The following is a 25,655-nucleotide window of genomic DNA, read 5'->3' on the forward strand; positions in this document are numbered from 1 at the left end:
TCGATTCCGGCCAGTTGCACCACCAGCAACTTTCCTACGCTAGAGATCAATAGATTATTCAAAAACAAGTTCGCACACCTGAACAATGATCTATCTTAGATTCTTCAGGCATGAATAATCAAGAGCTTAGATACTGGCTGACAAATCGCTAAAGAATTTTGCAATCTCAACATCATTATGATTTTCAGCCAGAATCCTATCACGCATCCGAATATGATAGAAAGCAGAAGGCCGCCCAGACGCCTGGCGCACTTCCTCTCTTAACAAATCATTCTTCACCAAAATGTTTCTTAATAGAGGCCAGTCTTTATCTTTTAATACACGCTCACCATAAATATCATCTTCCGCACGTAACCAATACTGCCGAATTCGGCAAGCCCTTCCTAATAATTTATATACTGGATGCCGACTAACAGCAACAGAAGCAAGGCCTTGGCTCAAAGTTTCACTATGGTTACGGCCTCGTGCATTAAGCCATTCTTCAATCTCTTTTGGATCAGAGATTTGCTTACCATCTCCTTCGGTAATGAATTTCGGATTTGGAAACGACTCTGGAAAACGCGACGAATTATTGGCTATTAAATTTACAATACTTACGTTAGTAAATTTAAGCAACCCGAGGTCGCCGCCTCGCGAGTCAAGCTGGCTAATCATTACATCTTTAATTGATACGGCACTTGCAGTGCCACGAATTAATGCCTCATCAATTTCAAAATCTTCCAATACCGCATCTTCCGCCATCGAAAAATAAGGAAGGGATGCAAATAGAAGCGCTCCCAAGTTTCTTATCCCTCGATCAACATAGGAATGATTTTGCGCTAACCAAACAGCATTTTCAATAAACTTACTCATTCTGGACTCAGGGGAGGCACCCTCCTCTGCAATAACATCAATAAATATTGACAAATATTCAGACCCAAGAAGATTTCTGCGCAAATACTTCGGCAACTCAAGTTTTAGTACTAAATCAATAGTAGTTTGAGCTAGGAAAAAATTCATTAGCTGAGAATTTATAAATTTCCGATATCTTGCCCGTTCATCTGGAATCAAGAAGCCCACAACATTAGCTCTATTTTTAATTAATCCGATAACTTCTTGTGGATATCCTTCCTCTAAGGCAGCCTCAGCAATCCAGCTAAAAGTACTTTCATCCAATGACTCCGTCTGCGAATCTGCCATGTCGCGAGCGGCTTCCCGAACAAAAGCCATCAAGAATTTCTCCATTTTATCTGGACTTATAACTGCATCGACCGCCTTACCAAAAAGCTTCGCCTCACGTTCAACCATATGAGTGACGAGCATCGAAGTTAGGTAATTTTCGGTCTTCTCACGTAATTGTTTTGGCTTTATAACATCGCCAAGCAACCGAAGAAAGACTGGGCGCATGGCAAACGATCCTTCTTCTAGCAGCACTGAGACGGCAGGTAAAGAAAAATCGCTATCACTCCATTGACAGGTTCGCAAATAAGTTCGCGCTTGATCTGGATTAGGGGAATCGAGAGTAAGTCCAGTAACAACATCAATGTCCTTCTTTATCTCCTTGACATCATTCATTAGACGCTCACGGCCCATAAATGTGTCTCGTCCAGACAGAATAATGGTTCCATTACCACGCACAAAATTTATCAGCTCACCCAATTGAGTCCAGGCGAGCTCATAACCATTAGGGTCACCAAGCTCATCAAATCCATCAATTGCGACTATAACCAACCCATACCGAACAAGTATAGGTAATTGATCGTACGTGATATTAGATCGAATAGTTTGCAAACTAAAAGCCATTAAATCTTGAATATTCGACAGGACGCGGCCGCGACTCTTAACATGCAATATTAATGGCGCTAAAGAAGTCTTGTAATTTTCTGAACGTAACAAGGCCAGCTGTTCAATTAAATTTGTCTTTCCTATGCCTGCCGCACCATCGATCAACAAAATTTCGGTGCTATTCTGGTTTCTCGGAAGATAATTCAACAGGGCACTGGTTTCTTCCACATTGGAAATGTGCCGATTATCATGGGTTTTTCCGTTAATCGGAATCAATTTTTTAGCTGTAACAGAAATGCTTTTTAGTAAGTCATACTGCGTTTCTGACCACCGTTTCAGATTACTAAATATTTCCGAACTTAACATTGCAGCTATGGATGAGTGGCTCCGAGGGGTCGTCACCCCCCAAGTAGTCTGAACTTTCTGACTGCCGCCATCAATTATTACTTTAAGCGGACGACCATCTCGATTCATCCGCAATGTAAACTTTCCATCTTTTTCAGTTATTTTTGGAGTGTCACCGATATCACAAAATGGCCCTAATTCCTCTAATATTTTAGCGCGATCCATAATTCTTCCTATACGCAGATGTTATCTAATTTTAAAAAATTCTTTGAACGTTTCCTCAAACCTATCAGAAGAATTCTTGAGCCGCTTCGATGTATTGCTGCTTCTGCGGAGAATAATGATGGAATCAAGTCATCATCCTCGAATGCCGCAATTATCCACGTAGTTGGTTCTGCATATGCGGTTACTAAAATATCAGTCGCAAGCGCCGTGTCAACCATCTTCTCCTCAAGTCCTCGTCCTTCTATTTTGTCTCGCAATGTATTAGGGAGATGAATACCCTGTTTGTCATGTAACCGACTTGGCAAAGCAGACAAAAGACAGCTCCCGTAACCTACCTCGGCATCAAAAACTATATTTCTTTTTGTGGAGAGAGTAGAAAAATCCGTTTTTGCGACTACTGATCGAATAGCCTTACTATTCACCGTTTCTTCATATCCCTTATGCCACCCATGGTAAAATCTCAAATTAACTTTGAAGGGCATCTCAGAATTTATTTCGTCTAGGGTCCTTATTATTTTTCTTGTTATATTTTTAAATGCAATTTCTGCGGCACCGATAGGATTTTTCTTTATTGACAAACCTGATTGAAGTAACTGTGAGTTCCAGTCAATAAACGCTGTAGTTTTAATATATGGCATTATAATGTAAAATAATTTTTATTAAAAATGGCATTGGATTAACGTATCAAAACATCGCTATCGGCCTAAAATATTCTGGAGAGTAACGATTCCAAGGAAGAATACACTATTGACTTTGCACACAGTCCCCAATCATCTACCTGCGTCTACGTCCAAAATACGCCGCTGCAACAGCTACATCCTATCCGAACCTCGCAGATTTCTTGCAAAATTCAGAAAAAATATGTACCAGCGAAATACCAAGAGAATTGCAAACTCACCGACGTTGGCAACATGGACATTCGATGGAGGGAGAAATTGCAATTCCACTCCCCCGCCACACTCGTGCTGATGGTATTCAAGAGCTCGTACAAGTTCCGTTACTGCCCAAATTTCTTCACCGCTGAGGCCCACGCCACTCTCCATGCGACCTATCGCGGTAGACCGCCAAAACTCTAGCTTGCTCATGTTGAAAGCGATCTAAGTAGGTCGGTGCAGCCGGCGCCAGCTTACCTTGGTCTTCCGTTAACAGCACATAAGGGTGTCGTCCCCCCATCCGTTGTACTTGCTGATTAGTGAATCCCGCCAGTCGCCCATCAGCGCGGCTGATGGCATTCGCCCCGTGACGACCAAGCCCTTGAACCAGCACCTCTGCAGCCCGTCCACGTAAAGACTCAGCCAACGCATCCTGTGACAGCTTCACCCACGCCTGGTATTGCTCACGCGCCGTCTCCACGACCGTCGCCGGGGCAAAGCCTCGTTCGCGCAACGTCTGCACATCCCTCTTTTTCAAACCACCCAGCAGCACCAACCCGTGTTCTCCATCGGGCCGTATCCAGACATCGTAGCCTCGCGCATTCATGCGCTTGAGCCATGCCATGCTGTTAAGCACTTCCGCCTTGCGCCATCGCCGTTCCTCCTGCTTGCCCTGCTTCGCGTCCACCAGCGTCACCACGAAGCGATCCACGCCCATCGCCGTCATTTGCCTTTGCGCGGCTTCAGTGCTGCGATCTCTGGTCGCAGTAGCTCCGCTACCGCCTTTGCATCCAGCGTGTTCTGGACGGTCGGCGCTGGCGCCAGCCAAAGCCAGAATACGCTCACGAGCAGCCCCGTCACTATCCCCGTCAGCAGAGCCAGCAGGTAATGGCTCACCTCCATCCGCTGCCCCGCCTGGTCCAGTCGTTCGGCTGCTTTCTCGGCCGCTACCGTCGCGTTGCGCCAGGAAGTGATCGCCGTCTCCACTTGCGCCCGGAATTGTTCTCTCTGTTCCTTGCTGTGCTGCCCGATCTGCTCCAGGCTTGCCCTCGTCTCGTCCGTCAACGCAGCCATCGCCTGTGCCAGCGGCTCCAACAGCGTCGCAAGTTCTTCCGCGCTGGTCAGCTTCGCCTGGCGCAGGCTCTCGATCTGCTGGTTCAGCGCTTCCACCCGCGCCGCGTTCGAGGCAGCGGCCAACTGCCGCACCGTCTCGCTCTTTGTCATAGCTCACCCCACGTTTCGCCAGCCCCATCGGGCTGTAACCCTTCCCCAGGTCACTACCTTTCATCATCACACCATCCAGCCGGTACGACAGGCCCGACATCTTGCGCCCCTCCAGCTGCGTAACCGGCACCAGCTCGACACCAACCGCCGCCAGGCGCTCCGCGTACTCACTGAAGCTGTCACAGTGGGCAGCCGCGCCATCGCACAACTGCTGCAAGCGCTGGCGCGTTGATGGCACGCCGGTGCGCAAGCCTTCCTCGATCTCACCTTTGGTAAGCGCGTGGCGCTGCACCTCGATTGACGGCGTCACGCGCTGCAAATCGAATTCGCGCTCGATGGCGCGCATCAGCGTCTCCTGGCGTCGATAGTCATGGCTGTCGGAGGTAACGCCGCCATCAAAGCGAATGCGGTTCACCAGCAAGTGAATATGCTCATGCTCCGTGTCCGTGTGCCGCGTCACCAGGTACTGGTTGTTCTCCAGTCCCATGCCGTGCAAATAGCGCTGCGCGACCTGCTGCCACTGTTCGTCGCTCAGATGCTCGCCTGGTGCCGCCGACAGCGACACATGCAGTACCGCCTTGCCCAGCTTGGGCCGCAGCTTACGCACTTCGCCGAACTCCTTCGCCAGTTCACGCGGTGTCGTGCCGCTCATGTTGGTGTCGATGACGCGGCCCTGCTCTTTGTTCAAGTCGTAATCGAGGGCGCCACGAAAGCCCCTTCCTTTGACTGCCTTAGCGATCATCGTCGGCCACCTCCACACCGAGCAAGGCTTGGCGCAAGCGCTGCGTCTCCATCAGCAAGCGCGCCAGCAAAGCATCGGCCACGGTCACCTTGCGCCCTTCGTTGGCCAGGCGCGTGAGCTGGTTCAGGTTCGATGCCAGGCGCGCCAGTTCGACGTACTGCTCTCGATTGATCGCGGCGACAGGCGGCGATGGCAATCGCCTTGATAGCGCGGCGGCCCGCAGCCATTGGGCCGGTTTCATGTGCATGGCGGCGGCGCGTTCGCACAACGTGGCGTATTCGCTGGAGGAGACGCGCACGCCGATGACGGCCGTGCGCACGGCGGCTGGGTCGCCTTTGCGGCGGCCGCCCTTGGACTTGCGAGGAGTGAGATCGGTATTCATCACGCGACCGGCCAGGCTTTGGTGAGCGAAGCGAATGCAGTCAGGCGAGCGCAGCGAGAGCAGCCCCGCAGGGCAAGCCACGTTTGAGTGAAACGAAAACATGGCTTGCTCCTAGCCCGACGGCGCATCCTCTACCACTGTAAACGGACTGTGCCGTTACACGCTGAGCCGAATCAAACGTCGGAGGTATCGCACCGTTCGCAGCACCCAAGGCGCCACCACAGCAGAGCACGCAATGCCGCAAAGTTTCCGATACGACAGCCGCACCATGGCAGATTGCGCGACGTCCACTTTGCGGCACGTCAAATGCGCTGTGGAATCTCGACGGCCGCTGCGCTCGCTCAACGTTTTCACTACGCCACCTACCAGAATAGCAACAGGTAGCCGCAACGGCGCGGCGCCTTTCCCCAGCAAGGCCTCGCACCATGCACACCTCAACTTCGACCAGGCACTAGCCTTTCTCCAAATGCACAAAAAAGTGCTACGCAACCGGGCCAAGCCAAGCCAACTTTCTCTGAATTGAATACCGACCAGTGGAGGTCCACATGAACAACAACGATAACCAACCCACAGCGTGCAGATTGATGCGGTTACGCGAAGTCCTTCACATCTGCGGGCTGTCCCGAACATCGCTGTATCGCGTGATGAAAGCGCATGAATTCCCCGCTCCGGTCAAGCTGTCCGCTCGATCAATTGGGTGGCGCCAGGACGAGGTGCTTGAATGGGTGGAGAATCGGTCGAAGTCGCGCACCTGGTAACATCAGCCCCCCCCTACGGGACAGCAGCACAGCTACGCATCATCGTCATCACAGGTGTGCTAGCTCAAGTTAGCTCTGACAGGACGTGTAAAAAGTGCGGTTGAATCCGCACCCCGTAGCGGACATCGGATGCACTAGCGCGCGGCCGTTAGATAGCTGATTCGCTCTAGCCAAGTTTTCCGTTCAGCCTCCGTTACCGGAAGCCCCCAGCCATGAGGACCCGGCGCGTGCAATGAACATGCCGTTGAAACCACTAGAGCAGCATCAAGACCGGCGCGCTCTGCGGTTTCGCACAAATTTTTCATAACCTCGTTCGGTGTCCAGGCAGCATACATTTCAGACGCAGTTATCTCGTGGGCGTAGCATAGAAGATCTTCGAGTCCTTGAACCGATGCGAGTGACGATGGCAGCGTTTCACCCAACCCTGTTACCACCAATGCCTTGGAACGTGCGTCCCACTCCACTATCGAATCTGCTGTAACTACGTCTTCTAAATACTGACAGAACGCTTCGACATCAGGGTCCGAAATGCCGCGCATAACGCAAAAATGCCGAACGCATTGAGCGGCCGACCACGATGCTGCGCGAGTAGACAATTCCGATGATTTCAGCATATGACCAAGCAAGAAGTTGAGGTTCCGAGTGAAGCATCCATCGGTTGAACGAAATAGAAATTACAGGTGTACCTTCTGGCCGATAGCGGCCTCCCGGCAACTCTAACTCAACTGACATTTATTGTCAGGTCCAATCTGAGTCACCACACCATAGGCAGTTACGGAAATTCACTCATGCTGCGGTCTCGAAAGAATGACTTCGCCATCGACGCGCAGCTTATCCAGATAATCGGCCCAGCGCTGCATCATCGCGTGGCGCGCCGGCAGGTGTGCGGTGCGGTTGTATGCGCGCCCGTTCGGATCGATCACTCTATGCGCCAGTTGATGCTCAATCAGATCGACGCGTTCACCCAAGACTTCATCGAGGATGGTCCTCGCCGTCGCACGGAACCCGTGCGCGGTCATGACTTCTTTCGCGTAGCCCATACCGCGCAACGCGGCGTTGATGGTGTTCTCGCTCATACAAGCGTCGCCTGTACGAAAACTTGGGAACACAAATTTTCCATGGCCTGTCACACGATGCAGTTGACGCAGGATCTCCACTGCCTGCCGCGCCAGAGGCACCATGTGCTCCACCTTCATCTTCATTTTCGCTGCGGGGATGCGCCACTCCGCCGCATCCAGATCGAATTCGCGCCATTCTGCGGTCCGCAATTCGCCCGGACGTACAAACAGCAGCGGCGAAAGCTTAAGCGCCGCCACGGCCACAAAATGGCCGTTGTAGCCGTATATGGAACGCATAAGGGCCCCGAGCTTCTTCGGCTCCGTGATCGCGGCAAAATTAGTTCGGGGCACAGAGATCAGCGCTCCCCTCAGGTCCGCCGTCACATCACGCTCCACCACGCCGATCGCCACACCGTATCGCATGATCTGGCCACAGACCTGCTTGATGCGATGGGCAGAATCAATTGCGCCTCGCGCCTCGACCTTCTGCACCACCGTAAGGATGTCACGCGGTTTGATCAACGTCACCGACAGCTTGCCAAGGTAGGGAAACAAGTCATGCCTCAACCAGGCCTCCACCTTCTCCTGGGTGCTGGCCGAGCGGCTATGCGACATCATCGCCAGCCATGCCAATGCCAGTCCTTCAAAGGTGTTGGCTGCCTCCTGAACCTTGTTTGCTTTGGTCTCGCGTTTAAGCTGGCTCGGATCGATGCCAGCCGCCAGGGCCTCACGGGCCTCGGTGCGAAGCTTGCGGGCCTGAGCCAGCGAAACTTCAGGATAAACACCAAGCGCCAGCGTCTTTTGCTTACCGAGCCATCTGTAGCTCATACGCCAGTACTTGTGCGTCTTTTTGACCAGCAAGAACATGCCCTGCCCGTCGGAATGCTTGTCTCCAGCTGCCGCCCCACTATGCTTGACGTGCCGGATAAAGGTGTCTGTCAGTGCCATGGTTGACTCCGGTGTTGGTACTTTTTTACCTGCTGAGGTAAGTACCAACAAAAATACCAACCAGATGTTGGTATTTCATGCTAATTCATTAAACGTCCGGGGACAACAAAAAACCCGCTTCTCCTATGGGAAAAGCGGGTTTCGGTACTTCTTGGTATTTCTTACTGCTGAGTTCTGGTGCCGCTTGCCGGAATCGAACTGGCGACCTTTTCATTACGAATGAACTGCTCTACCAACTGAGCTAAAGCGGCGAAGTCGCACATTCTAACAAATATTTCTTGCTACACGCTAGTCCCAACACGATAAATTTTAGCCATGCTGCAAAAATGTCATTGCTTTGTGCGATTTTGAAGCTTCTCAGCCTGCGTGGTAGCCCGTCACCACCGCCACTTCATCCCGCGAACCCAGGAACACCGGCACGCGCTGGTGCAGCTTGTGCGGCTGGATCTCCATGATGCGGTTCTGGCCGTCGGTGGCCGCGCCGCCCGCCTGCTCGACGATGAAGGCCATCGGATTCGCCTCATACATCAAACGCAGCTTGCCTGGCATCGACGTGTCGCGCGTGTCGGCCGGGTACATGAAGATGCCGCCGCGGTTCAGGATGCGATGCACGTCGGCCACCATCGAGGCGATCCAGCGCATGTTGAAGTTGGTGCCGCGCGGGCCGGTGTCGCCGGCCAGCAGTTCGTTCACGTAGCGCTGCACCGGCGCATGCCAGTGGCGCTGGTTCGACATATTGATCGCGAATTCCTTGGTCTTGGCCGGGATCTGCATATCGCGCTGCGTGAGCACCCACGAACCCATCTCGCGGTCCAGCGTGAAGCAGTTGACGCCATTGCCGGTGGTGAGCACCAGCATGGTCTGCGGGCCGTACACGGCGTAGCCTGCGGCCACTTGCTTGGTGCCGGCTTGCATGAAGTCCGCTTCGGTCGGCTGGCCCATGCCATCCGGCGCCTTCAGCACCGAGAAGATGGTGCCGATCGAGACGTTGACGTCGATGTTCGACGAGCCGTCCAATGGGTCGAACAGCAGCATGTATTCGCCTTTTGGATAGCGGTTCGGGATCGGGTGGATCGACTCCATCTCTTCCGACGCCATCGCCGCCAGGTGGCCGCCCCATTCGTTCGCTTCCAGCAGGATTTCGTTGGAGATGATGTCCAGCTTCTTCTGCACTTCGCCCTGGATGTTTTCGGTGTCGGCGGTGCCGAGCACTTCACCCAGCGCGCCTTTGCCTACCGAGTGGCTGATGGTTTTGCAGGCGCGTGCTACCACTTCGATCAGCAGGCGCAGTTCGGCCGGGATCGTATTGTTCTGGCGCTGTTCTTCCACCAGATATTGTGTGAGGCTGATGCGTTTCATGGTTTCCCTTGAGGTGAAGATAAACTGTTTAGATTGTTTTTATTGGCTGCGGATAGTCAGCATGGATCCCCGCTTTCGCGGGGATGACGTTGGTTAGCGGGGATGACGTTGGTTAGCGGGGATGACGTTGGTTAGTTTGCGAGTGCCTTCGTTACCACTTCCAGCACGTCGTTCGACAGCTTGGCGCGGCCGGCGACTTTCTCCAGCGCGCGCTTCATCTTTGCCTGCAACGCCGGTGCGTAACGGCGCCAGCGGTCCATGCCGCGCGCCAGGCGTGCCGCTACCTGCGGGTTGATCGCGTCCAGCTTGATCACGAACTCGGCCCAGAATTCATACGCGCTGCCGTCCGCCGCGTGGAACTGCGACGGATTGGCGCTGATGAAACTGAAGATCAGGCTGCGCGCGCGGTTCGGATTCTTCAGCGTGAAGGCCGGATGCTGCATCAGCTTGCGCACGGCGGCGACGTTGGTGGTCGGCGCGGCCGCTTGCATGGCGAACCATTTGTCGATCACCAGCGCCTCGTTTTCGAAGTCCTGGTAGAACGCCTTCAGGTACGGGCCCGCTTCGGCGCCGCTGTGGATCATCGAGACCAGCGCGGCCGAACGGTCGGTCATGTTGCCGGCCTTTTCGAACTGCTGCTGCGCGAGCTTCAGTTCCGCCATGTCCGGCGCCACCATCAGGTAGGACAGGCACAGGTTCTTCAGCGCGCGCTTGCCGGCCGACAGCGCGTCCGGGCTGTAGGCGCCGGGCGTCTGGTTGGCGTGGTATTGCGCAAGCAGCTCGGCCTTCAGGGCCGCGCCGATGGTGCGGCGCATGAACTGGCGCGCCACGTGGATCGCCTGCGGATCAACCACGTCCATCTGCTCGGCGACGATGATTTCCGACGGCAGTATCAACGCCAGTTCGCGGAAGGCCGGGTCGAGCGACTCGTCGGTCAGCACGGCGCGCTGGGCGTTGATGAAGGTGGCGTCCAGTTTCAGGCCGGCGTCGCTGCCGCCTGCCAGCGCCACTTGCGCGGTCAGCTTCAGCAGGCGTTCCATCGCCAGCCGCTGGCCCGCTTCCCAGCGGTTGACCGGGTCGCTGTCATGGCTGAACAGGTGCAGCAGTTCGTCGTCGGTGTAGTCGTATTCGAGTATCACCGGCGCCGAGAAGTCGCGCAGGATCGATGGCGTCGGCCGTTCGTCGACGTGGCGGAAGCGGAAGATCTGCTCCTGCTCGGTCAGCTCCAGCACGACCGTGGTGGCGCCCTTGGCGTGCTTGCCGCCTTCCAGCGTCAGCGGCAGGTCCTTGCCGCTGGCGCTCAGCAGGCCGACCGCCACCGGAATGTGGAACGGCAGCTTGTCGGCCTGGCCGGCGGAGGCCGACGAGGACGGGGCCGCACGCTGGCTGAGGATGATGTCGAAGTTGCGCTTGACGGCGTCGTAGCGTGTGCGCGCGGTGACGATGGGCGTGCCGGCCTGCGAGTACCAGCGTTCGAACTGGCGCAGGTCGCGGCCGTTGGCGTCGGCCATGGCGGCGCGGAAGTCGTCGCATTCGACGGCCTGGCCGTCGTGGCGCTTGAAGTACAGGTCCATGCCCTTGCGGAAGCCGTCGCGGCCCACCAGGGTCTGGTACATGCGCACCACTTCGGCGCCTTTTTCATACACGGTGACGGTGTAGAAGTTGTTGATCTCGACAAAGGAGTCAGGCCGCACCGGGTGCGACATCGGGCCGGCGTCCTCCGGGAACTGGGCCTGGCGCAAGGTGCGCACCTGGTCGATGCGGGTGACGGCGCGACCGCTGTCGGTGCCGATCATGTCGGCGGAAAACTCCTGGTCGCGGAACACGGTCAGGCCTTCCTTCAGCGACAGCTGGAACCAGTCGCGGCAGGTCACGCGGTTGCCGGTCCAGTTGTGGAAGTATTCGTGGCCGACCACCGCCTCGATGCCGGCGTAGTCGACGTCGGTCGCCACGCGCGGGTTGGCCAGCACGAACTTGGTGTTGAAGATGTTCAGGCCCTTGTTCTCCATCGCGCCCATGTTGAAGTCGCCCACGGCGACGATCATGAAGCGGTCCAGGTCCAGCTCCAGGCCGAAGCGTTCCTCGTCCCAGCGGATCGAGTTCTTCAGCGACTGCATGGCGTAGTCGGTCTTGTCGAGGTTGCCCTCTTCCACCCACACTTGCAGCAGCACTTCGCGGCCGGACTGCAGCGTGTATTTTTCTTCCTGGCACACCAGGCGCGCCGCCACCAGCGCGAACAGGTAGGACGGTTTCTTGAACGGGTCTTCCCACTTGGCGTAGTGGCGGCCGTCGCCGAGGTCGCCCTCCTCGATCAGGTTGCCGTTCGACAGCAGCACCGGATAGGCGGCCTTGTCGGCGCGCAGCATCACGGTGTACTTGGCCATCACGTCCGGACGGTCCGGGAAGTAGGTGATGCGGCGGAAGCCTTCGGCCTCGCACTGCGTGAAGAAATTGCCGTTCGAGACGTACAGGCCGGACAGGCTGGTGTTCTGCACCGGCGCGCACAGCGTTTCGATTTCCAGCACCACCTTGGCCGGGGCCTTGCGGATGATCAGCGTGCTGCCGTCCTGTTGATATTCCGTCGGCGCCAGCGGCTTGCCGTTCAGGCGCAGCGCCACCAGTTCGATCTCCTCGCCGTGCAGCACGATGTCGTGGCTCGCGCGGCCCCGGCTGGCCGGGTTCTGCCGCATGGTGATGCGGTTGGCGACCACGGTGCGGTCGGGATCGAGGTCGAAACCGAGTTCTACGGTATCGACCAGGTAGCTTGGCGCGGTGTAATCTTTGCGGAATATCGTCTTAGGACTGCTGTCTGTGCGCATTGGAGGACTCTGGTGACGTGAGCAAAAGCCTATTTTACCAATACCAGCAGCAGGAGGACGGGCGAATTGCCGGCAAAGGAGGCCGATTAGCGCATATAAGTTGCTGGTTTCCACCTTGCCGTAACATTCTGTAATAATCGTGCAGGGTGCGGGCGACCGTCGTAGACTTAGTACTGAAAAATACCGTCTGAACTGAGAGGGCCACTATCATGAAATACCTTGCCATGCTGGCGACCGCCGCCGTAGTACTGCTGAGCGGCTGCGCCACCACCATCCGTAGCGATGTCACGGCCTTCAACGCCTGGCCGGCCGACATCCAGGACAAATCCTATGCGTTCGAGGCCCCGCAGGGCGCGGACGACACCTTGGAGTACCGCAGCTATCAAGTGCTGGTGGGTAACGAACTGGGCAAGCTGGGCTTCCGCCAGGTCGCCGACAGCCAGCAGCCGAAGTTGCTCATCGGAATGAAATTCAGCACCATCGACCATCCGGTGCGGGTGCTGGAGGCGGACGATCCGTTCATGGGACCGTATTGGGGTCCGGGCTTTGGCCGTTACGGCTGGGGTTATTCGCGCTGGGGCTATCGTCCGTTCTTCTACGACCCTTACCGCTTCGGACCGATGTATGTGGAAGAGCGCGTCAAGCATGAATACCAGCGCCAGCTGCGCGTGACCATCAACAGCATCGACGGCCGCAAGCTGTACGACGTCACCGTGCAGAACACCAGCCGGGTGCAGGCCACGCCGCACGTGATGCCGGCGCTGGTGCAAAGCGCCTTCACCGGCTTCCCCGGCGTAAGCGGCGTGCCGCGCAGGGTCGACCTGACGATCGAACCGAAAACGGAAACGGTCCAGGCGACGCCGCCTAAAGCAGGCTAAAAAGAAATCCCCAAAAAAAATGCGCCGGCAAAAGCCGGCGCATTTTCATTTGTGCTCGCCAATTACTTGGTGGCGATGTGCACGGCTTCCTTCAGGTCGCCAACTTTCTCTTGCAGCTTGCCTTCAGCCTGCTTCTGCAGGCCTTTGGCTTCCTGTTCAGGGCTGTCGATCAGATCGCCAACTTCTTCCTGGATTTTGCCGCCGATGTCTTTCAGTTTGCCTTCAACTTGGTCTTTGTTCATGATGTTGCTCCTTGAGGGGCCCAAGCTGGAATAGCTGGGGCATGGAGAACAGCATAGCGGCGCGGCGCGGTTAACTCAGTACGCTTCCGTACACAAAGCCATCACGGCAGCAGGATGGACGAACCGCTGGTCTTGCGCGCTTCCAGTTCGATATGGGCCTGGGCCACGTCGGCCAGGGCGTAGCGCTGGCGGATGTCGATCTTGACTTCGCCGCTGGCGACCACGCCGAACAGCGATTTGGCCGCCGCCTCCAGGTCCTCGCGGCTGGCCGTGTAGGACATCAGCGAAGGCCGCGTGATGAACAGCGAACCGCGGTTGGCCAGCTCGCTCAGGCTGAACGGCGGCACCGGTCCCGAGGCGCTGCCGAAACTGACCATCGTGCCCAGCGGTTGCAGGCAGTCCAGCGAGCCGATGAAGGTATCCTTGCCGATCGAGTCGTACACCGCCGACACGCCCTTGCCGCCGGTGATCTCCTTGACCCGCTCGGTGAAGTTTTCCGTGTTGTAGTTGATGACGTGGTGGGCGCCGTTCTCGGTGGCCAGCGCCGCCTTCTCTTCCGAGCCCACGGTGCCGATCAGCGTCACGCCCATCACCTTGGCCCACTGGCAGGCGATCAGCCCGACGCCACCCGCCGCCGCGTGGAACAAGATGGTATCGCCGGCCTTCAACGGCACCGTGCGGTGGAACAGGTATTGCACCGTCAGGCCTTGCAGCATCATCGCGGCCGCCGTATCGAAGCCGATCTTATCCGGCAGCACCAGCAGTTGCGAGGCCGGCATATTGCGCGCCTCGGCATAGGCGCCGATCGGCCGTCCGGCGTAGGCCACGCGGTCGCCCACCTGCACCTCGGTCACGCCCTCGCCCACCGCCTCGACCACGCCGGCGCCCTCCATGCCCAGGCCGCCCGGCAGCGGCTGTGTGTACTGGCCGCTGCGGAAATACACATCGATATAGTTCAGGCCGATCGCCTCGTGGCGCACCTGTGCCTCGCCGGGACCGGGCGGGCCCAGCTCGACGTCCACCAGTTCCATTACTTCCGGGCCGCCGGTGCGGTTGATGCGGATTGCCTTGGTCATGTCGAGCTCCGTTGTGGGGAATGCGGAAAGTGTAGCGCCTGTCAGGTCGACGCGGCGCGCAGCTGCAACTGCGACAGCACCAGGTGCGCCGACGAGATGTTGGTGGCGCACGGCGTGTTGTGCACGTCGCAGGCGCGCACCAGCGCGTTGATGTCCGGTTCGTGCGGCTGCGGCGTCATCGGATCGCGCAGGAAGATCACGCAGTCGATCTCGCCCTCGACCAGCATCGAGCCGATCTGCAAGTCGCCGCCGAACGGGCCCGAATGCTTGCGGTCCACCGTCAGCCCCAGCTCGTTGATCAGGCGGCCGCCGGTGGTGCCGGTGGCGGTCAGCGTGCAAGTGGCGAGGAAGTCCTTGTATTCGCCGGCCAGCGCGATCATGTCGTCTTTTTTCTTGTCGTGGGCAATCAGGGCAATGCGGGTTTTCATGTCATGGTCCTATTTTTTTGACAGCAGATAAATCCCGGCCAGCACCAGCGTGGTGCCTCCCAACTGCCAGGACGTGACAGGCTCGCCCAGCAACAGCGCGCCCAGGAACAGCGTTGAAACGGGGCCGATCATACCAGCCTGCGAGGCGGTGCCGGCGCCGATGCGCTGGACCGCCGTCATGGTCATAAACACCGGCATCACCGTGCACACGATGCCGTTGACCAGCGACAGCCCATACACCGGCAGCGGCTGGATCAGCCCGGACGCCGGCCGCAGCAGGAAGAACTGGCCGATGCAGGCCGCGCTGGAGACGCACATCGCATACGACACCAGCCGCAGCGCGCCCAGCCGCCGCACCATCTCGCCCGACAGCAGCAGGTAGACCGAATACGCGGCGGCCGAGCCGGTGACCAGCGTGGCGCCGAGGATGACGTTCTTGCTGCCGCTGTTGAGGTCATGCAGGAAGACGAAGACGATGCCGCAGTAGGAGGTCAGCAGCGCCAGCCACTGCCTGCGGCTGATGTGCTGCTTGAGCACAGTGGAGGAGATCAGCAGCACGAAGGTCGGCGTCAGGAACAGGATCAGCCGTTCGAGGCCGACCGAGATGTATTGCAGGCCGAGGAAGTCGAGGAAACTGGAGAGGTAGTAGCCGACCAGGCCGAGGCCGACAATGCGCCAGCGGTCGGCGTTGGACAGCGGCGCTTCGGTGCGCATCTTCCACAGCGCGACGGCGGCGAACACCGGCAGCGAGAAGATCATGCGGAAGGCGATCAGCGTGACGGCGTCGATCTGATAACGGTACAGCAGCTTGGCCACCACCGCCTTGGTCGAGAAAAGAACCGCCCCGCCGATGGCGATACCCAGGCCACCCAGATAGGCGGCACGCGCCGGCGCGCTGTCCGTGATGCTTTTGTCCATACCGGAATTGTACGGGCAAACGGACGAAGCTGCTGACGAGCCCCTCCCCGTCATTCCCGCGTAGGCGGGAATCCATGCACAGCGTCCGATCGCGCGCCGTATGGGCTCCCGCTTTCGCGGGAGCGACGAAGCAGCTTAGCTGATGGCGACGGCGGCCGAACCGGCCGCCACGGTGGCGGTGGTCGTGCGGGCCACCACGCTGGTCGGCGCGTTGCCGCCTACCAGCTTGTTGACCTGCTTGAACTGCGCCACCAGCTTGCCCGGCGTGAGCGTGACCAGCGTGTAGCCCTGCGCATCGGTGTTCAGATGCTTGATCCACGGGTTGTTGCCCAGGCCGGACAACTGCTGCGCCAGCGCCAGCAGCGAGACGCTGAAGTCGCTGCTCGCCTGCAGGCCCGCCAGCACCGCACTGGTGGTCGGGTCCAGCTGCGCCTCCGGCAAGCCCTTCGCCCCCAACGCGCCGCGTACCTGCACGCGGATCTGCTCCAGCAGGCTGGCCACGGTCGGCGTGGCCTTGCCCATGGTGTAGTCCAGCATGTTGATCGCGATGCTCAGGGTGCCCAGGCCGGTGACCGGAATCGCCAGCGGGTACGACACCAGCGCGGCGATGTCGCCCAGCGCCGTCGCCGCGTCGCGCAGGTAGCTGAAGAACGAGTCCGAGCTGATACCGGCCGACACCAGGTCCACCATCACCGGCGTGCCGCCGCCGGTGGCGTCGAAGTCGTCGTTGACGGTGCCGGCGAAGAAGGCGTGGATGTCGCCGGTGATCGCCACCACGTTGCTGATGCTGTTGGTCTTCAGGTGCGCCATCAGCGCCTTGCGCTCGCTGTTATAGCCGTCCCACTGGTCGCAGTTGAGCAGGAAGCGCGCGAAGAACGGCGCCAGCGCCGCCTTCTTGCCCGACGCCGCCACGAACGGCGAGTCGATCTTCTTGGCCTGGATGTCCGGCTTGATGTAGCCGAAGGCGATGGTCTGCGCGCCGACCGCGATCTGCTGCGCCGGGGTCGCCGGCAGCACGCCGCGATTGCTGTCGATGACCGCGTTCATGGTGGCGACCGTAATCGCCACCTGCGCCGCGCTCAGGCCCGCCGCAGCAGCGGCCGCGCCCTGCGCCGCCGTCGTGCCGCCGGTGGCGAAGCTGACGAAGGCCGCCGTGCCGCCAGCCTGCGCCAAAGCAGGCGACGCACCGGCGGTGGCCGCGGCGACGATGGCCGCCGCCAGCGGGATCTTGCCGCCGACCGCAGGCACCGCCGCCGTGCTGCCGATCGATGCCGCGATGGTCGGCACCGCGTTCAGCGCCAGCAAGGTGGCGATGGCGTCCACGCCGTTCAGGCCCATGCGCAGCAACGATACTTCATTGCCCCACAGTTTCCAGGTCGAGGTGGCGGCCTTCATCTTGTCCATCCACCACTGGCGCTGGGTCGAGCCCAGGATCGACACGGTGTCCAGCGGCGAGGCCAGGCCGATGGAGGTGGCGCCGGCCATCTTCTGCGCTTCCACGGTGTTGTACACGTCCTGCGGCGCCAGGTAGCGCGAGCCGATGCGGCCCAGCGGCAGGCCGGTGGCCGGATTGACCGCCGATTCCGGAATCACGTGGTCGTTGCGGTACAGGCGCTCGTCGGTCATCACCAGCTGCATCAGCTTGCCGAACTGGAAGTCGCGGTAGATCTTGATGTTCTGGAAGCTGGTGGTGGCGGTGTCGAGGTTGACGTCGGCCGGCATGTATTCGAACCAGGCCTGGTTGGCGTTGCGGCGGCGGCCGGTCTGGTGCAGGTCCGAGCCGTCGGTGGTGCTGAAGGTGCCGTCGTAGGTCTGCGCATCCTGCCAGGCGTCGTCCGAGAACTCGTGGTCGTCCCAGATGGCGATGAAGGCGAAGCGCTCGTGCAGCGCCTGCAGGCGCGCATCGGTGCGGTACTTCTTGTACAGGTAGCGGTAGTCGGCCAGCGTGGTGGCGTACTTGGCGCCCGAGGTGCCGCTCTTGAAGGCGCCGTCCGGCAGCTTCAGCGCGTCGTGGCGCGATTCCACCGCGCCCAGCTGGAAGTCCTCGCCCACGGTCTCGTAGATGTAGTCGCCCAGGTGGACGATGAAGTCCAGGTTTTCGCCAACGATGCTGCTCATCGCGCCCCAGTGGTTGACGCTCCAGTCCTGGCAAGTCATGTAGGCGAACTGCAGTTGCGAGACGTCGGCGTCGGCGGCCGGCGCGGTCTTGCAGCGGCCGACGTTGGAGCGCGTGTCGCCGGCGACGAACTGGTAGTAGTACACGGTGTTGGGATTCAGGCCGGTCACCTTGTGGCGCACGGTATTGTCGTATTGCGACTGCAACGGCAGCTTGATGTCGACCACGGTGGCGCCGCTGAGCGCCGTGCTGCTGCCCAGGGCGGCGTTGTTGTCGGCGGCGGTCATCACCAGGCGGATCGCGCTGTCCGAGGCGCTCGGCGCGGGCGCCACGCCGTCGGCCGAGGCCGGCACGCTGCGGGTCCACAGCATGATGCTGTCGCTGCGCGGATCGCCGGAGGCTACGCTCTGCGGGAACTTCCAGGCGCCGCTGGCCAACGGCAGATCGGTGGCGCCATCGGCGGCTGCGGAGCTGCTACCGCCACAGGCAACCAGGCCGGCGCCGGAGGCGACCGAAACCGTAATAAAGCTGCCGTACTTCAAAAACTGCCTTCTATCCATGTCTGCTCCGCTTTTTTTATAATGTGAAAAAATAAATAGTAGCAGCAAGATATGACCGTTTCTCTACAAAAATTGGAGGACCGCCTCTAGCAGCAACATTCTTCTACTGCCTTAACAAAATTTGACTTTCTTACACCTGTACAGCACCGATAATTACTGGCAAGCTCTACTAATGAAACAATTGATACCCCCGCCGCTGCTTGCCCAGGCAAAAAAAATCCTGATCGTCACCCACATGGCGATCGGCGACTTCACTTACATGCAAATGTGCTTCCGCGCCTTGAAGCGCGCCCATCCGCACTTGGAGATCCATCTGTGGGTGGACGAGCGCCGGCGCTCCGCCAATCCCGAGGACTGGCCGCACCTGAAGAACTACTCGCTGTACGACTGGCTGGCCGCCAGCCCCTACATCGACAAGACTTACGACCAGAACTACAGCCCCGCCCTGCATGCGCAATCGATCGCCGAGGCGCGGCGCGAGGACTATCCTATCGTGGCCTCGCTGACCCACATGGCTTGCCACCGCTATGCCAGGCTGACGCGCGAAATCAGCCCGCGCGGCTTCATCATCGGCCTGACCAAGCAGAAATACCGCTTCTTCGAGCTGTCCAAAAAGCTCAGCATCCTGAAATTCAACGCCACCATTCCGCTGTACGAATCGCAGGAGCGCGACGTGCCGCACGTGAGCGACATCTACGCCCAATGGTTCTCGAAGGCCTTCGGCCTCGACATCCCCAAGCTGGACCGCTACCCGGTGATCCACATCCCGGACCAGTGGACGGCTTATGCGCGCGAGCAGCTGGCCACTTGGGGGCTGACCTCGCAGGTGGTCTTCATCAACACCTATTCCAAGGGCCCGGAGCGCTGCTGGCCGCTGGAGCGCGCGTTCGAGCTGATCCGAGAAATGCGCAGCCATCCGCAATGGCGCGAGGCTGGCTTTGTGGTCAACGTTGTGCCGGAAGACTTGCCGGCCGCGCGCGAGATTTACAAAAATGCAGCCTTGCCTGATACGCATCTTTTCTCCGCGGTGGACAACTTCTTCCAGCTGCCCGCCATCCTCAGCCTGTGCAGCCTGATCGTCACCGTCGAGACCGCCGTGATGCACCTGGCGAACGCCGTGCACGTGCCGGTGATCGCCCTGATGCGTCAAAACAATCCGGAATGGGTGCCGATCGACCAGGAAAACAGCGCCGTGATCCTGGTCAAGGAGATGGACGCGTGGGTGACGAAAATCGAGTTGCCAGAGGTGATGGAAAAGGTTTTGAGTTGGCCCCTATGCTAGAATACCGCCCTCACCGCACACCAATGACATACCGCCGAAGGAAGACCGAACATGGCTGGACACAGCAAATGGGCCAATATCAAGCACAAAAAAGCAGCAACCGATGCTAAACGTGGCAAGATCTGGACCCGTCTCATCAAGGAAATCACCGTGGCTGCGCGCATGGGCGGCGGCGACCTGACCTCCAACCCGCGCCTGCGCCTGGCCGTGGACAAGGCCGCCGACGCCAATATGCCCAAGGATAACGTGCAGCGCGCGATCACCCGCGGCACCGGCGGCGAGGACGGCGCGGCCTACGAAGAGGTACGCTACGAAGGCTACGGCATCGGCGGCGCGGCCGTCATCGTCGACTGCATGACCGACAACCGCGTGCGCACCGTGGCTGAAGTGCGCAACGCCTTCAACAAAAACGGCGGCAACATGGGCAACGAAGGCTCGGTGGCCTTCATGTTCAAGCACTGCGGCCAGTTCCTGTTCGCCCCGGGCACCAATGAAGACGCGCTGATGGAAGTGGCGCTGGAAGCCGGCGCCGAAGACGTGGTGGCCGACGACGAAGGCGGCTTCGAAGTGCTGTGCGGCCCGCACGACTTCGCGGCGGTCAAGGATGCGCTGGAAGCGGCGGGCTTCAAGGCCGAAGTGGCCGAGATCATCATGAAGCCGGCCACCGAAACCGTATTCACCGGCGATAACGCCGTCAAGATGCAAAAACTGCTGGACGCGTTGGAAGCGCTGGACGATGTCCAGGAAGTCTATTCCAACACGCTGATCGAAGACTGAGGATTTATGAAAATATTGGTAGTCGGCTCCGGCGGCCGTGAACATGCGCTGGCTTGGAAATTGGCGCAATCGGAACGTATCCAGATGGTGTATGTCGCTCCCGGCAACGGCGGTACCGCGCGCGATTCGCGCCTGGTCAACGTCAACATCACGGACCTGCATGAACTGGCGACCTTCGTCGAGCAGGAGCACATCGGCCTGACCGTGGTCGGTCCCGAGACTCCGCTGGCCGGCGGCATCGTCAACCTGTTCCGCGCGCGCGGCCTGAAAGTGTTCGGCCCGACCAAGGAAGCGGCCCAGCTGGAGTCGTCGAAAGACTTCGCCAAGGCCTTCATGCAGCGCCACGGCATCCCGACCGCCAAGTACCAGACCTTCTCGGACGTCGCGCAAGCGCACGCCTATATCGACGCCAACGGCGCACCGATCGTCATCAAGGCCGACGGCCTGGCCGCCGGCAAAGGCGTGGTGGTGGCGATGTCGCTGGAAGAAGCGCATCAGGCAGTCGACGACATGCTGGCCGATAACCGCTTCGGCGACGCCGGCGCCCGCATCGTCATCGAGGAATTCCTGGCCGGCGAAGAAGCCAGCTTCATCGTCATGTGCGACGGCAAGAACATCCTGCCGCTGGCCACCAGCCAGGACCACAAGCGCCTCAAGGACAACGACGAAGGCCCGAACACCGGCGGCATGGGCGCGTATTCGCCCGCGCCTATCGTCACGCCGGCCATGCACGCCCGCGTGATGCGCGAGATCATCAACCCTACCATCGCCGGCATGGCGAAGGACGGCATCGTCTTCACCGGTTTCCTGTACGCCGGCCTGATGATCGACGCCCAGGGCAATCCGCGCACCCTGGAATTCAACTGCCGCATGGGCGATCCTGAGACGCAACCGATCATGTCGCGCCTGAAGACCGACTTGGTGACGGTGATGGAACACGCCGTCAACGGCACCCTGGACCAGGTCGAACTGGAATGGGACCGCCGCACCGCCGTCGGCGTCGTGCTGGCAGCGGCCGGCTACCCGGACGCGCCGCTGAAAGGCGCCGCGATCGACGGCATCCCGGCCGAAACGCCGGAATCGGTGACCTTCCACGCCGGCACCGCCGACGTGGCCGGCCAGCTGCAAGTGACCGGCGGCCGCGTGCTGTGCGTGGTCGGCCTGGGCGACAGCATCAAGATCGCCCAGAAGCAGGCTTACGAAGTGGTCGACCAGATTTCGTTCGACGGCATGCAGTGCCGCCGCGATATCGGCTGGCGCGGCCTCAAGCATTAGGATAAGATGTCGTCCTTTCCGAACCCTTCCGCCGTCAAGGCCTACCTGCTGGGCCTGCAAGATCGTATCGTGCAGGCGCTGGAGGCCGTCGACGGCAAGCCTTTCCTGCGCGACGCGTGGGACCGGCCCGAGGGTGGTGGCGGTATTTCGCGCCTGATCGAGGAAGGCAACGTCATCGAGCGTGGCGGCGTCAACTTCTCGCACGTGATGGGCGCCAAGCTGCCGCCATCGGCGTCGGCGCACCGCCCCGACCTCGGCGGCCAGCCGTGGGAAGCGATGGGCGTGTCGCTGGTGATCCATCCCCGCAATCCGTATGCGCCGACGGTGCACATGAACGTGCGCTTCTTCACCACGACCACCGCCGACGGCGAACCGGCGTGGTGGTTCGGCGGCGGCATGGACCTGACGCCCTACTATGGCGACAAGGAAGACGTAAAACACTTCCACCAGGCCTGCGCCGATGCGCTGCAACCGTTTGGCGCCGGGCTGCACCCGCGCTTCAAGAAATGGTGCGACGAGTATTTTTACCTGAAACACCGCCAGGAAGCGCGCGGCGTCGGCGGCGTCTTCTTCGATGACTACAACGAAGCGGGCTTCGAGCAGAGTTTCGCCATGATGCAAAGCGTCGGCGACGCTTTCCTCAAGGCCTACCAGCCCATCCTGGAACGCCGCAAGGACACGCCGTACGGCGAGCGCGAGCGCGACTTCCAGGCTTATCGCCGCGGACGTTACGTCGAGTTCAACCTGGTGTTCGACCGCGGCACGCTGTTCGGCCTGCAATCGGGCGGACGCACCGAGGCGATCCTGATGTCGATGCCGCCCATCGTCAAATGGCGCTATCGCTGGGAGCCCGAGGCCGGCACGCCGGAAGCGGCGCTGTACAGCGATTTCCTGCCGCATCGCGACTGGCTCGCCGCGTGACGATGGCCTGCCGCGTCGCACTGCTGGGAGGCAGCTACGATCCGGTGCATCATGGTCACGTCGCACTAGGCGCGCACTTTGCGCAGCTGCTGCAAGTAGACCAGTTGCGCGTGATCCCCGCCGGCCTGCCATGGCAGAAGTCCACCCTGAAGGCGACGCCGCGCCAGCGCGCCGAAATGGTGGCGCTGGCCTTTGCCGGTTCCGCATACGACGTCGTGGTCGACCTGCAGGAAATCGAACGCGGCGAACAGGGACTGGCCACCTACACGATCGACACGCTGCGCCAGGTGCGCGCCGAGCTGGGCCCGTCGGCCTCCATCGCTTTCCTGATGGGCGCCGACCAGCTGCAACGGCTCGATACCTGGCATGAATGGCAGGCGCTGTTCGACTACGCCCATATCTGCGTAGCCGCCCGCCCCGGCTTTAACCTGGCCACCGCCGGCCTTCCGCCGGCAGTGGCCGAGGCGTTTTCCCGCCGTCTGGGGTCGCCTGAACAAATCCGCAACACGCCGCACGGTCTGACTTATCTGGCACAAGACTTCGCGGTGGATATCTCCGCCACCGAAATACGTGCGGCATTACAACGGGGGGAAAGCGCAAACTCGCTTATCCCGCCGCTAGTGCTAGACTATATTGAACAACATAATCTATACAAAAGCTAAATGGACATCAAAAAACTGCAATCCCTCGTTGTTGACGCCCTCGAAGACGTCAAGGCCCAAGATATCGCCCTGTTCGATACCACCCACCTGACCAGCTTGTTCGACCGGATCGCCATCGCCTCCGGTACCTCCAACCGCCAGACCAAGGCGCTGGCCGCCTCGGTGCGCGACAAGGTCAAGGCCGCCGGCGGCGACGTCTACGGCATGGAAGGCGAGGACACCGGTGAATGGGTGCTGGTCGACCTGGGCGACATGATCGTCCACATCATGCAGGCGCCGATCCGCGCCTACTACCGCCTGGAAGAGCTGTGGGGCGACAAGCCGGTCAAGGTCGGCGCCGCCAAGCGCAAGTCCACCGCCGAAGGCGAAGCCGCCGACGCACCGAAGAAAGTCAGCAGCCACATGGCCGCCGGCAAAGCCGCGGTCGACGTCAAGCCGGTGATCGAAAAGAAAACCCCGGCCCGCAAAGCCGCAGCCGCCAAACCGGCCGCCGCCGCGAAAAAGCCGGCCGCCAAGAAAGCCGCCGCTGTGCCAGCCGGCAAGACCATCAAGGTCGGCAAGACCAAGTCCGCCGTCGCCGCCGCCGAAGTGCTGAAGGCCCTGCCGCCTAAGCGCAAGGTCGCCAAGCCTAAGGCCGACGAAGCGCCGGTCAAGACCGTCATCAAGCGTATCAAAAAAGTCGAAGAGTAACGCTGTATGGGTAACTGCGCATGCAGCTGATCATCGCTGCGGTCGGTCACAAGATGCCGGCCTGGATAGAAACGGGCTTCGCCGAATACGCGAAGCGCATGCCGCCTGAACTGAAGATCGTGCTGAAGGAAATCAAGCCGGTCGACCGTTCGGGCAGCAAGACCGCCGCCACCGCGATGGCGCTCGAACGCGAGCGCATCGAGGCGGCGCTGCCCAAATCCGTCCGCATCATTGCGCTCGACGAACGCGGCAAGGACCTGACTTCGGTCGGCCTGTCGCAGCAGCTGGAAGCCTGGCAGCAGGACGGCCGCGACACGGCTTTCCTGATCGGCGGCGCCGACGGCCTCGATCCGGAGCTGAAGGCCCGCGCCGAAGGCTTGATACGCATTTCCAGTATGACGCTGCCGCATGGTATGGTACGTGTAATGCTGGCGGAACAGCTGTACCGTGCATGGTCGATTACCCAGAACCACCCGTATCACCGCGTTTAAGGCCGTTATAAAAGGAGCGCAGCGTCGTTGTTGGCGCCTCGTCGTACCTGCTGTACTGCCTTCGGCGCCACGCCTAGCTGCGCCCCTTTTCTAACGACCTTATAATTATTAGATATGAAACCGGTCGACAAAAAGATTTATCTCGCTTCCAAGAGCCCGCGCCGGCGCGAACTGCTGCGCCAGGTGGGCATCGATTTTGAGTTGCTGCTGCTGCGCAGCGACGGTCCGCGCGGCCCCGACGTCACCGAGGACGTGCATCCCGGCGAGGCCGCACTGGACTACGTGTCCCGCGTGGCGCGCGAGAAGGCTGCGTTTGCGGCCGACCTGGTGGTCAAGCGCCGCATGGCGCCGCGCGCCGTGCTGGCGGCCGACACCACCGTCACCATCGACGGCGCCATCCTCGGCAAGCCGGCCACGCCCAACGAAGCCATCGCCATGCTGCAACAGCTGTCCGGCCGCACCCACCAGGTGCTGACCGCGATCGCCGTGCACTCGGCCGATTTCGCCGGCCAGATCACCCAAGTGTCGGACGTGCGCTTCGGCGTGCTGTCGCCGGCCGCCATCGCCGCCTACTGCGCCACCTCGGAACCCTACGACAAGGCCGGCGGCTACGGCATCCAGGGCCCGGCCGCGCAGTTCATCGAACACATCACCGGCAGCCATTCCGGCATCATGGGCCTGCCGCTGTACGAGACCGCACAGCTGCTGCGGCAGGCGGGTTTGCCGCTACCCTGACCCCGCACGCCGGGGTCTGACCCCGTACGGGGTCAGACCCCCTGCCGCTGCCGTACGGGTTGATTTGCCGGTCCACCGGGCGCCGTGTATGATCGTCCCACCACAACG

The 25,655-nt window shown here is 59.9% G+C and carries 23 protein-coding genes, 1 tRNA gene and 1 pseudogene; 10 read left to right on the forward strand and 15 right to left on the reverse strand.

Going from position 1 to position 25,655, the window contains the following annotated elements; translation table 11 throughout:
- Positions 1-126: 126 nt before the first annotated feature.
- The 6 genes and pseudogenes from V6M89_RS22190 to V6M89_RS22215 form a co-directional block, all read right to left on the reverse strand.
- Positions 127-2,334, reverse strand: coding sequence for a hypothetical protein (locus V6M89_RS22190; protein WP_332855219.1), 2,208 nt, complete (start codon positions 2,332-2,334; stop codon positions 127-129).
- Positions 2,335-2,342: 8 nt separating this feature from the next.
- A complete protein-coding gene (locus V6M89_RS22195; RefSeq protein ID WP_332855220.1) occupies positions 2,343-2,972 on the reverse strand; it encodes a hypothetical protein in 630 nt (209 codons plus the stop codon).
- A 376-nt stretch (positions 2,973-3,348) separates the two neighbouring features.
- A complete protein-coding gene (locus V6M89_RS22200; RefSeq protein ID WP_332855268.1) occupies positions 3,349-3,933 on the reverse strand; it encodes a DNA-primase RepB domain-containing protein in 585 nt (194 codons plus the stop codon).
- Entirely contained in the window at positions 3,930-4,430 is a 501-nt protein-coding gene (locus tag V6M89_RS22205; protein ID WP_332855269.1) for an IncQ-type mobilization protein MobB, read from the reverse strand. Before V6M89_RS22205 ends, V6M89_RS22200 begins: the two co-directional genes overlap by 4 nt.
- A 328-nt stretch (positions 4,431-4,758) precedes the next feature.
- Positions 4,759-5,172, reverse strand: a pseudogene (locus V6M89_RS30435) (relaxase/mobilization nuclease domain-containing protein); the annotation flags it as partial.
- Complete coding sequence (locus tag V6M89_RS22215) at positions 5,162-5,554, reverse strand: plasmid mobilization protein (protein WP_332855221.1); 393 nt, start codon at positions 5,552-5,554, stop codon at positions 5,162-5,164. The pseudogene V6M89_RS30435 and the gene V6M89_RS22215, both read right to left, overlap by 11 nt.
- Positions 5,555-6,099: 545 nt before the next feature.
- Here V6M89_RS22215 and V6M89_RS22220 point away from each other — a divergent pair.
- Complete coding sequence (locus tag V6M89_RS22220) at positions 6,100-6,312, forward strand: helix-turn-helix transcriptional regulator (protein ID WP_332855222.1); 213 nt, start codon at positions 6,100-6,102, stop codon at positions 6,310-6,312.
- Positions 6,313-7,094: 782 nt separating this feature from the next.
- Here V6M89_RS22220 and V6M89_RS22225 read toward each other — a convergent pair.
- From V6M89_RS22225 to pepN, 4 genes are all read right to left on the reverse strand, one after another.
- The gene (locus V6M89_RS22225; RefSeq protein WP_332855223.1) at positions 7,095-8,318 is read right to left on the reverse strand and encodes a tyrosine-type recombinase/integrase; all 1,224 of its coding nucleotides are present in this window, start codon (positions 8,316-8,318) and stop codon (positions 7,095-7,097) included.
- 175 nt (positions 8,319-8,493) lie between these two features.
- Positions 8,494-8,569, reverse strand: a tRNA-Thr gene (locus V6M89_RS22230).
- Positions 8,570-8,675: 106 nt separating this feature from the next.
- Complete coding sequence (locus tag V6M89_RS22235) at positions 8,676-9,677, reverse strand: class 1 fructose-bisphosphatase (protein WP_332855224.1); 1,002 nt, start codon at positions 9,675-9,677, stop codon at positions 8,676-8,678.
- A 131-nt stretch (positions 9,678-9,808) separates the two neighbouring features.
- Positions 9,809-12,496: an aminopeptidase N gene (gene pepN, locus V6M89_RS22240; protein ID WP_332855225.1), complete on the reverse strand. Its 2,688-nt coding sequence runs from the start codon at positions 12,494-12,496 to the stop codon at positions 9,809-9,811.
- A 209-nt stretch (positions 12,497-12,705) separates the two neighbouring features.
- Between pepN and V6M89_RS22245 the strand changes: the two genes are divergently transcribed.
- Positions 12,706-13,374, forward strand: a complete 669-nt coding sequence (locus tag V6M89_RS22245) for a DUF4136 domain-containing protein (RefSeq protein WP_332855226.1) — start codon at positions 12,706-12,708, stop codon at positions 13,372-13,374.
- A 62-nt stretch (positions 13,375-13,436) separates the two neighbouring features.
- Here the strand turns inward: V6M89_RS22245 and V6M89_RS22250 are convergent, their stop codons facing one another.
- From V6M89_RS22250 to V6M89_RS22270, 5 genes are all read right to left on the reverse strand, one after another.
- Entirely contained in the window at positions 13,437-13,616 is a 180-nt protein-coding gene (locus V6M89_RS22250) for a CsbD family protein (RefSeq protein WP_332855227.1), read from the reverse strand.
- Positions 13,617-13,717: 101 nt separating this feature from the next.
- A complete protein-coding gene (locus V6M89_RS22255) occupies positions 13,718-14,692 on the reverse strand; it encodes a quinone oxidoreductase family protein (RefSeq protein ID WP_332855228.1) in 975 nt (324 codons plus the stop codon).
- A gap of 41 nt (positions 14,693-14,733) precedes the next feature.
- On the reverse strand, positions 14,734-15,120 hold the full coding sequence (locus V6M89_RS22260) for a methylglyoxal synthase (protein WP_332855229.1): 387 nt from the start codon (positions 15,118-15,120) through the stop codon (positions 14,734-14,736).
- A gap of 9 nt (positions 15,121-15,129) precedes the next feature.
- Positions 15,130-16,038 carry a DMT family transporter gene (locus V6M89_RS22265; RefSeq protein ID WP_332855230.1) on the reverse strand — a complete coding sequence of 303 codons (909 nt, stop codon included), beginning with the start codon at positions 16,036-16,038 and terminating at the stop codon, positions 15,130-15,132.
- A 135-nt stretch (positions 16,039-16,173) separates the two neighbouring features.
- Complete coding sequence (locus V6M89_RS22270) at positions 16,174-18,714, reverse strand: alkaline phosphatase D family protein (RefSeq protein WP_332855231.1); 2,541 nt, start codon at positions 18,712-18,714, stop codon at positions 16,174-16,176.
- Positions 18,715-18,886: 172 nt separating this feature from the next.
- On the opposite strand from V6M89_RS22270, the gene V6M89_RS22275 reads away from it, so the two are divergent.
- From V6M89_RS22275 to V6M89_RS22310, 8 genes are all read left to right on the forward strand, one after another.
- On the forward strand, positions 18,887-19,996 hold the full coding sequence (locus V6M89_RS22275) for a glycosyltransferase family 9 protein (RefSeq protein WP_332855232.1): 1,110 nt from the start codon (positions 18,887-18,889) through the stop codon (positions 19,994-19,996).
- Positions 19,997-20,047: 51 nt separating this feature from the next.
- Entirely contained in the window at positions 20,048-20,773 is a 726-nt protein-coding gene (locus V6M89_RS22280; RefSeq protein WP_332855233.1) for a YebC/PmpR family DNA-binding transcriptional regulator, read from the forward strand.
- Between the two features lie 6 nt (positions 20,774-20,779).
- Complete coding sequence (purD, locus tag V6M89_RS22285) at positions 20,780-22,048, forward strand: phosphoribosylamine--glycine ligase (RefSeq protein WP_332855234.1); 1,269 nt, start codon at positions 20,780-20,782, stop codon at positions 22,046-22,048.
- Positions 22,049-22,054: 6 nt separating this feature from the next.
- Positions 22,055-22,969 (forward strand): oxygen-dependent coproporphyrinogen oxidase, encoded by a 915-nt coding sequence (gene hemF, locus V6M89_RS22290; protein WP_332855235.1) that lies wholly within the window; start codon positions 22,055-22,057, stop codon positions 22,967-22,969.
- A gap of 2 nt (positions 22,970-22,971) precedes the next feature.
- A complete protein-coding gene (locus V6M89_RS22295) occupies positions 22,972-23,631 on the forward strand; it encodes a nicotinate-nucleotide adenylyltransferase (protein ID WP_332855270.1) in 660 nt (219 codons plus the stop codon).
- Positions 23,632-24,321, forward strand: coding sequence for a ribosome silencing factor (rsfS, locus tag V6M89_RS22300; protein WP_116991463.1), 690 nt, complete (start codon positions 23,632-23,634; stop codon positions 24,319-24,321).
- Between the two features lie 20 nt (positions 24,322-24,341).
- On the forward strand, positions 24,342-24,812 hold the full coding sequence (gene rlmH, locus V6M89_RS22305; protein WP_008451768.1) for a 23S rRNA (pseudouridine(1915)-N(3))-methyltransferase RlmH: 471 nt from the start codon (positions 24,342-24,344) through the stop codon (positions 24,810-24,812).
- Between the two features lie 114 nt (positions 24,813-24,926).
- A complete protein-coding gene (locus V6M89_RS22310) occupies positions 24,927-25,547 on the forward strand; it encodes a Maf family protein (RefSeq protein WP_332855236.1) in 621 nt (206 codons plus the stop codon).
- The last annotated feature ends 108 nt before the right edge of the window (positions 25,548-25,655 follow it).

This window comes from Duganella sp. S19_KUP01_CR8 (assembly GCF_036688705.1).
Classification (GTDB): Bacteria; Pseudomonadota; Gammaproteobacteria; order Burkholderiales; family Burkholderiaceae_D; genus Rugamonas.

Bases quoted from the DNA above. Each gene is read 5' to 3' on its own strand.
- V6M89_RS22215 (WP_332855221.1), bottom strand. From the start codon at position 5,554: ATGAATACCGATCTCACTCCTCGCAAGTCCAAGGGCGGCCGCCGCAAA.
- V6M89_RS22255 (WP_332855228.1), bottom strand. From the start codon at position 14,692: ATGACCAAGGCAATCCGCATCAACCGCACCGGCGGCCCGGAAGTAATG.
- V6M89_RS22280 (WP_332855233.1), top strand. From the start codon at position 20,048: ATGGCTGGACACAGCAAATGGGCCAATATCAAGCACAAAAAAGCAGCA.
- V6M89_RS22270 (WP_332855231.1), bottom strand. From the start codon at position 18,714: ATGGATAGAAGGCAGTTTTTGAAGTACGGCAGCTTTATTACGGTTTCG.
- V6M89_RS22190 (WP_332855219.1), bottom strand. From the start codon at position 2,334: ATGGATCGCGCTAAAATATTAGAGGAATTAGGGCCATTTTGTGATATC.
- V6M89_RS22260 (WP_332855229.1), bottom strand. From the start codon at position 15,120: ATGAAAACCCGCATTGCCCTGATTGCCCACGACAAGAAAAAAGACGAC.
- V6M89_RS22200 (WP_332855268.1), bottom strand. From the start codon at position 3,933: ATGACGGCGATGGGCGTGGATCGCTTCGTGGTGACGCTGGTGGACGCG.
- V6M89_RS22310 (WP_332855236.1), top strand. From the start codon at position 24,927: ATGAAACCGGTCGACAAAAAGATTTATCTCGCTTCCAAGAGCCCGCGC.
- V6M89_RS22225 (WP_332855223.1), bottom strand. From the start codon at position 8,318: ATGGCACTGACAGACACCTTTATCCGGCACGTCAAGCATAGTGGGGCG.
- hemF (WP_332855235.1), top strand. From the start codon at position 22,055: ATGTCGTCCTTTCCGAACCCTTCCGCCGTCAAGGCCTACCTGCTGGGC.
- V6M89_RS22275 (WP_332855232.1), top strand. From the start codon at position 18,887: ATGAAACAATTGATACCCCCGCCGCTGCTTGCCCAGGCAAAAAAAATC.
- V6M89_RS22245 (WP_332855226.1), top strand. From the start codon at position 12,706: ATGAAATACCTTGCCATGCTGGCGACCGCCGCCGTAGTACTGCTGAGC.
- rsfS (WP_116991463.1), top strand. From the start codon at position 23,632: ATGGACATCAAAAAACTGCAATCCCTCGTTGTTGACGCCCTCGAAGAC.
- V6M89_RS22205 (WP_332855269.1), bottom strand. From the start codon at position 4,430: ATGACAAAGAGCGAGACGGTGCGGCAGTTGGCCGCTGCCTCGAACGCG.
- V6M89_RS22250 (WP_332855227.1), bottom strand. From the start codon at position 13,616: ATGAACAAAGACCAAGTTGAAGGCAAACTGAAAGACATCGGCGGCAAA.
- rlmH (WP_008451768.1), top strand. From the start codon at position 24,342: ATGCAGCTGATCATCGCTGCGGTCGGTCACAAGATGCCGGCCTGGATA.
- purD (WP_332855234.1), top strand. From the start codon at position 20,780: ATGAAAATATTGGTAGTCGGCTCCGGCGGCCGTGAACATGCGCTGGCT.
- pepN (WP_332855225.1), bottom strand. From the start codon at position 12,496: ATGCGCACAGACAGCAGTCCTAAGACGATATTCCGCAAAGATTACACC.
- V6M89_RS22265 (WP_332855230.1), bottom strand. From the start codon at position 16,038: ATGGACAAAAGCATCACGGACAGCGCGCCGGCGCGTGCCGCCTATCTG.
- V6M89_RS22195 (WP_332855220.1), bottom strand. From the start codon at position 2,972: ATGCCATATATTAAAACTACAGCGTTTATTGACTGGAACTCACAGTTA.
- V6M89_RS22220 (WP_332855222.1), top strand. From the start codon at position 6,100: ATGAACAACAACGATAACCAACCCACAGCGTGCAGATTGATGCGGTTA.
- V6M89_RS22235 (WP_332855224.1), bottom strand. From the start codon at position 9,677: ATGAAACGCATCAGCCTCACACAATATCTGGTGGAAGAACAGCGCCAG.
- V6M89_RS22295 (WP_332855270.1), top strand. From the start codon at position 22,972: ATGGCCTGCCGCGTCGCACTGCTGGGAGGCAGCTACGATCCGGTGCAT.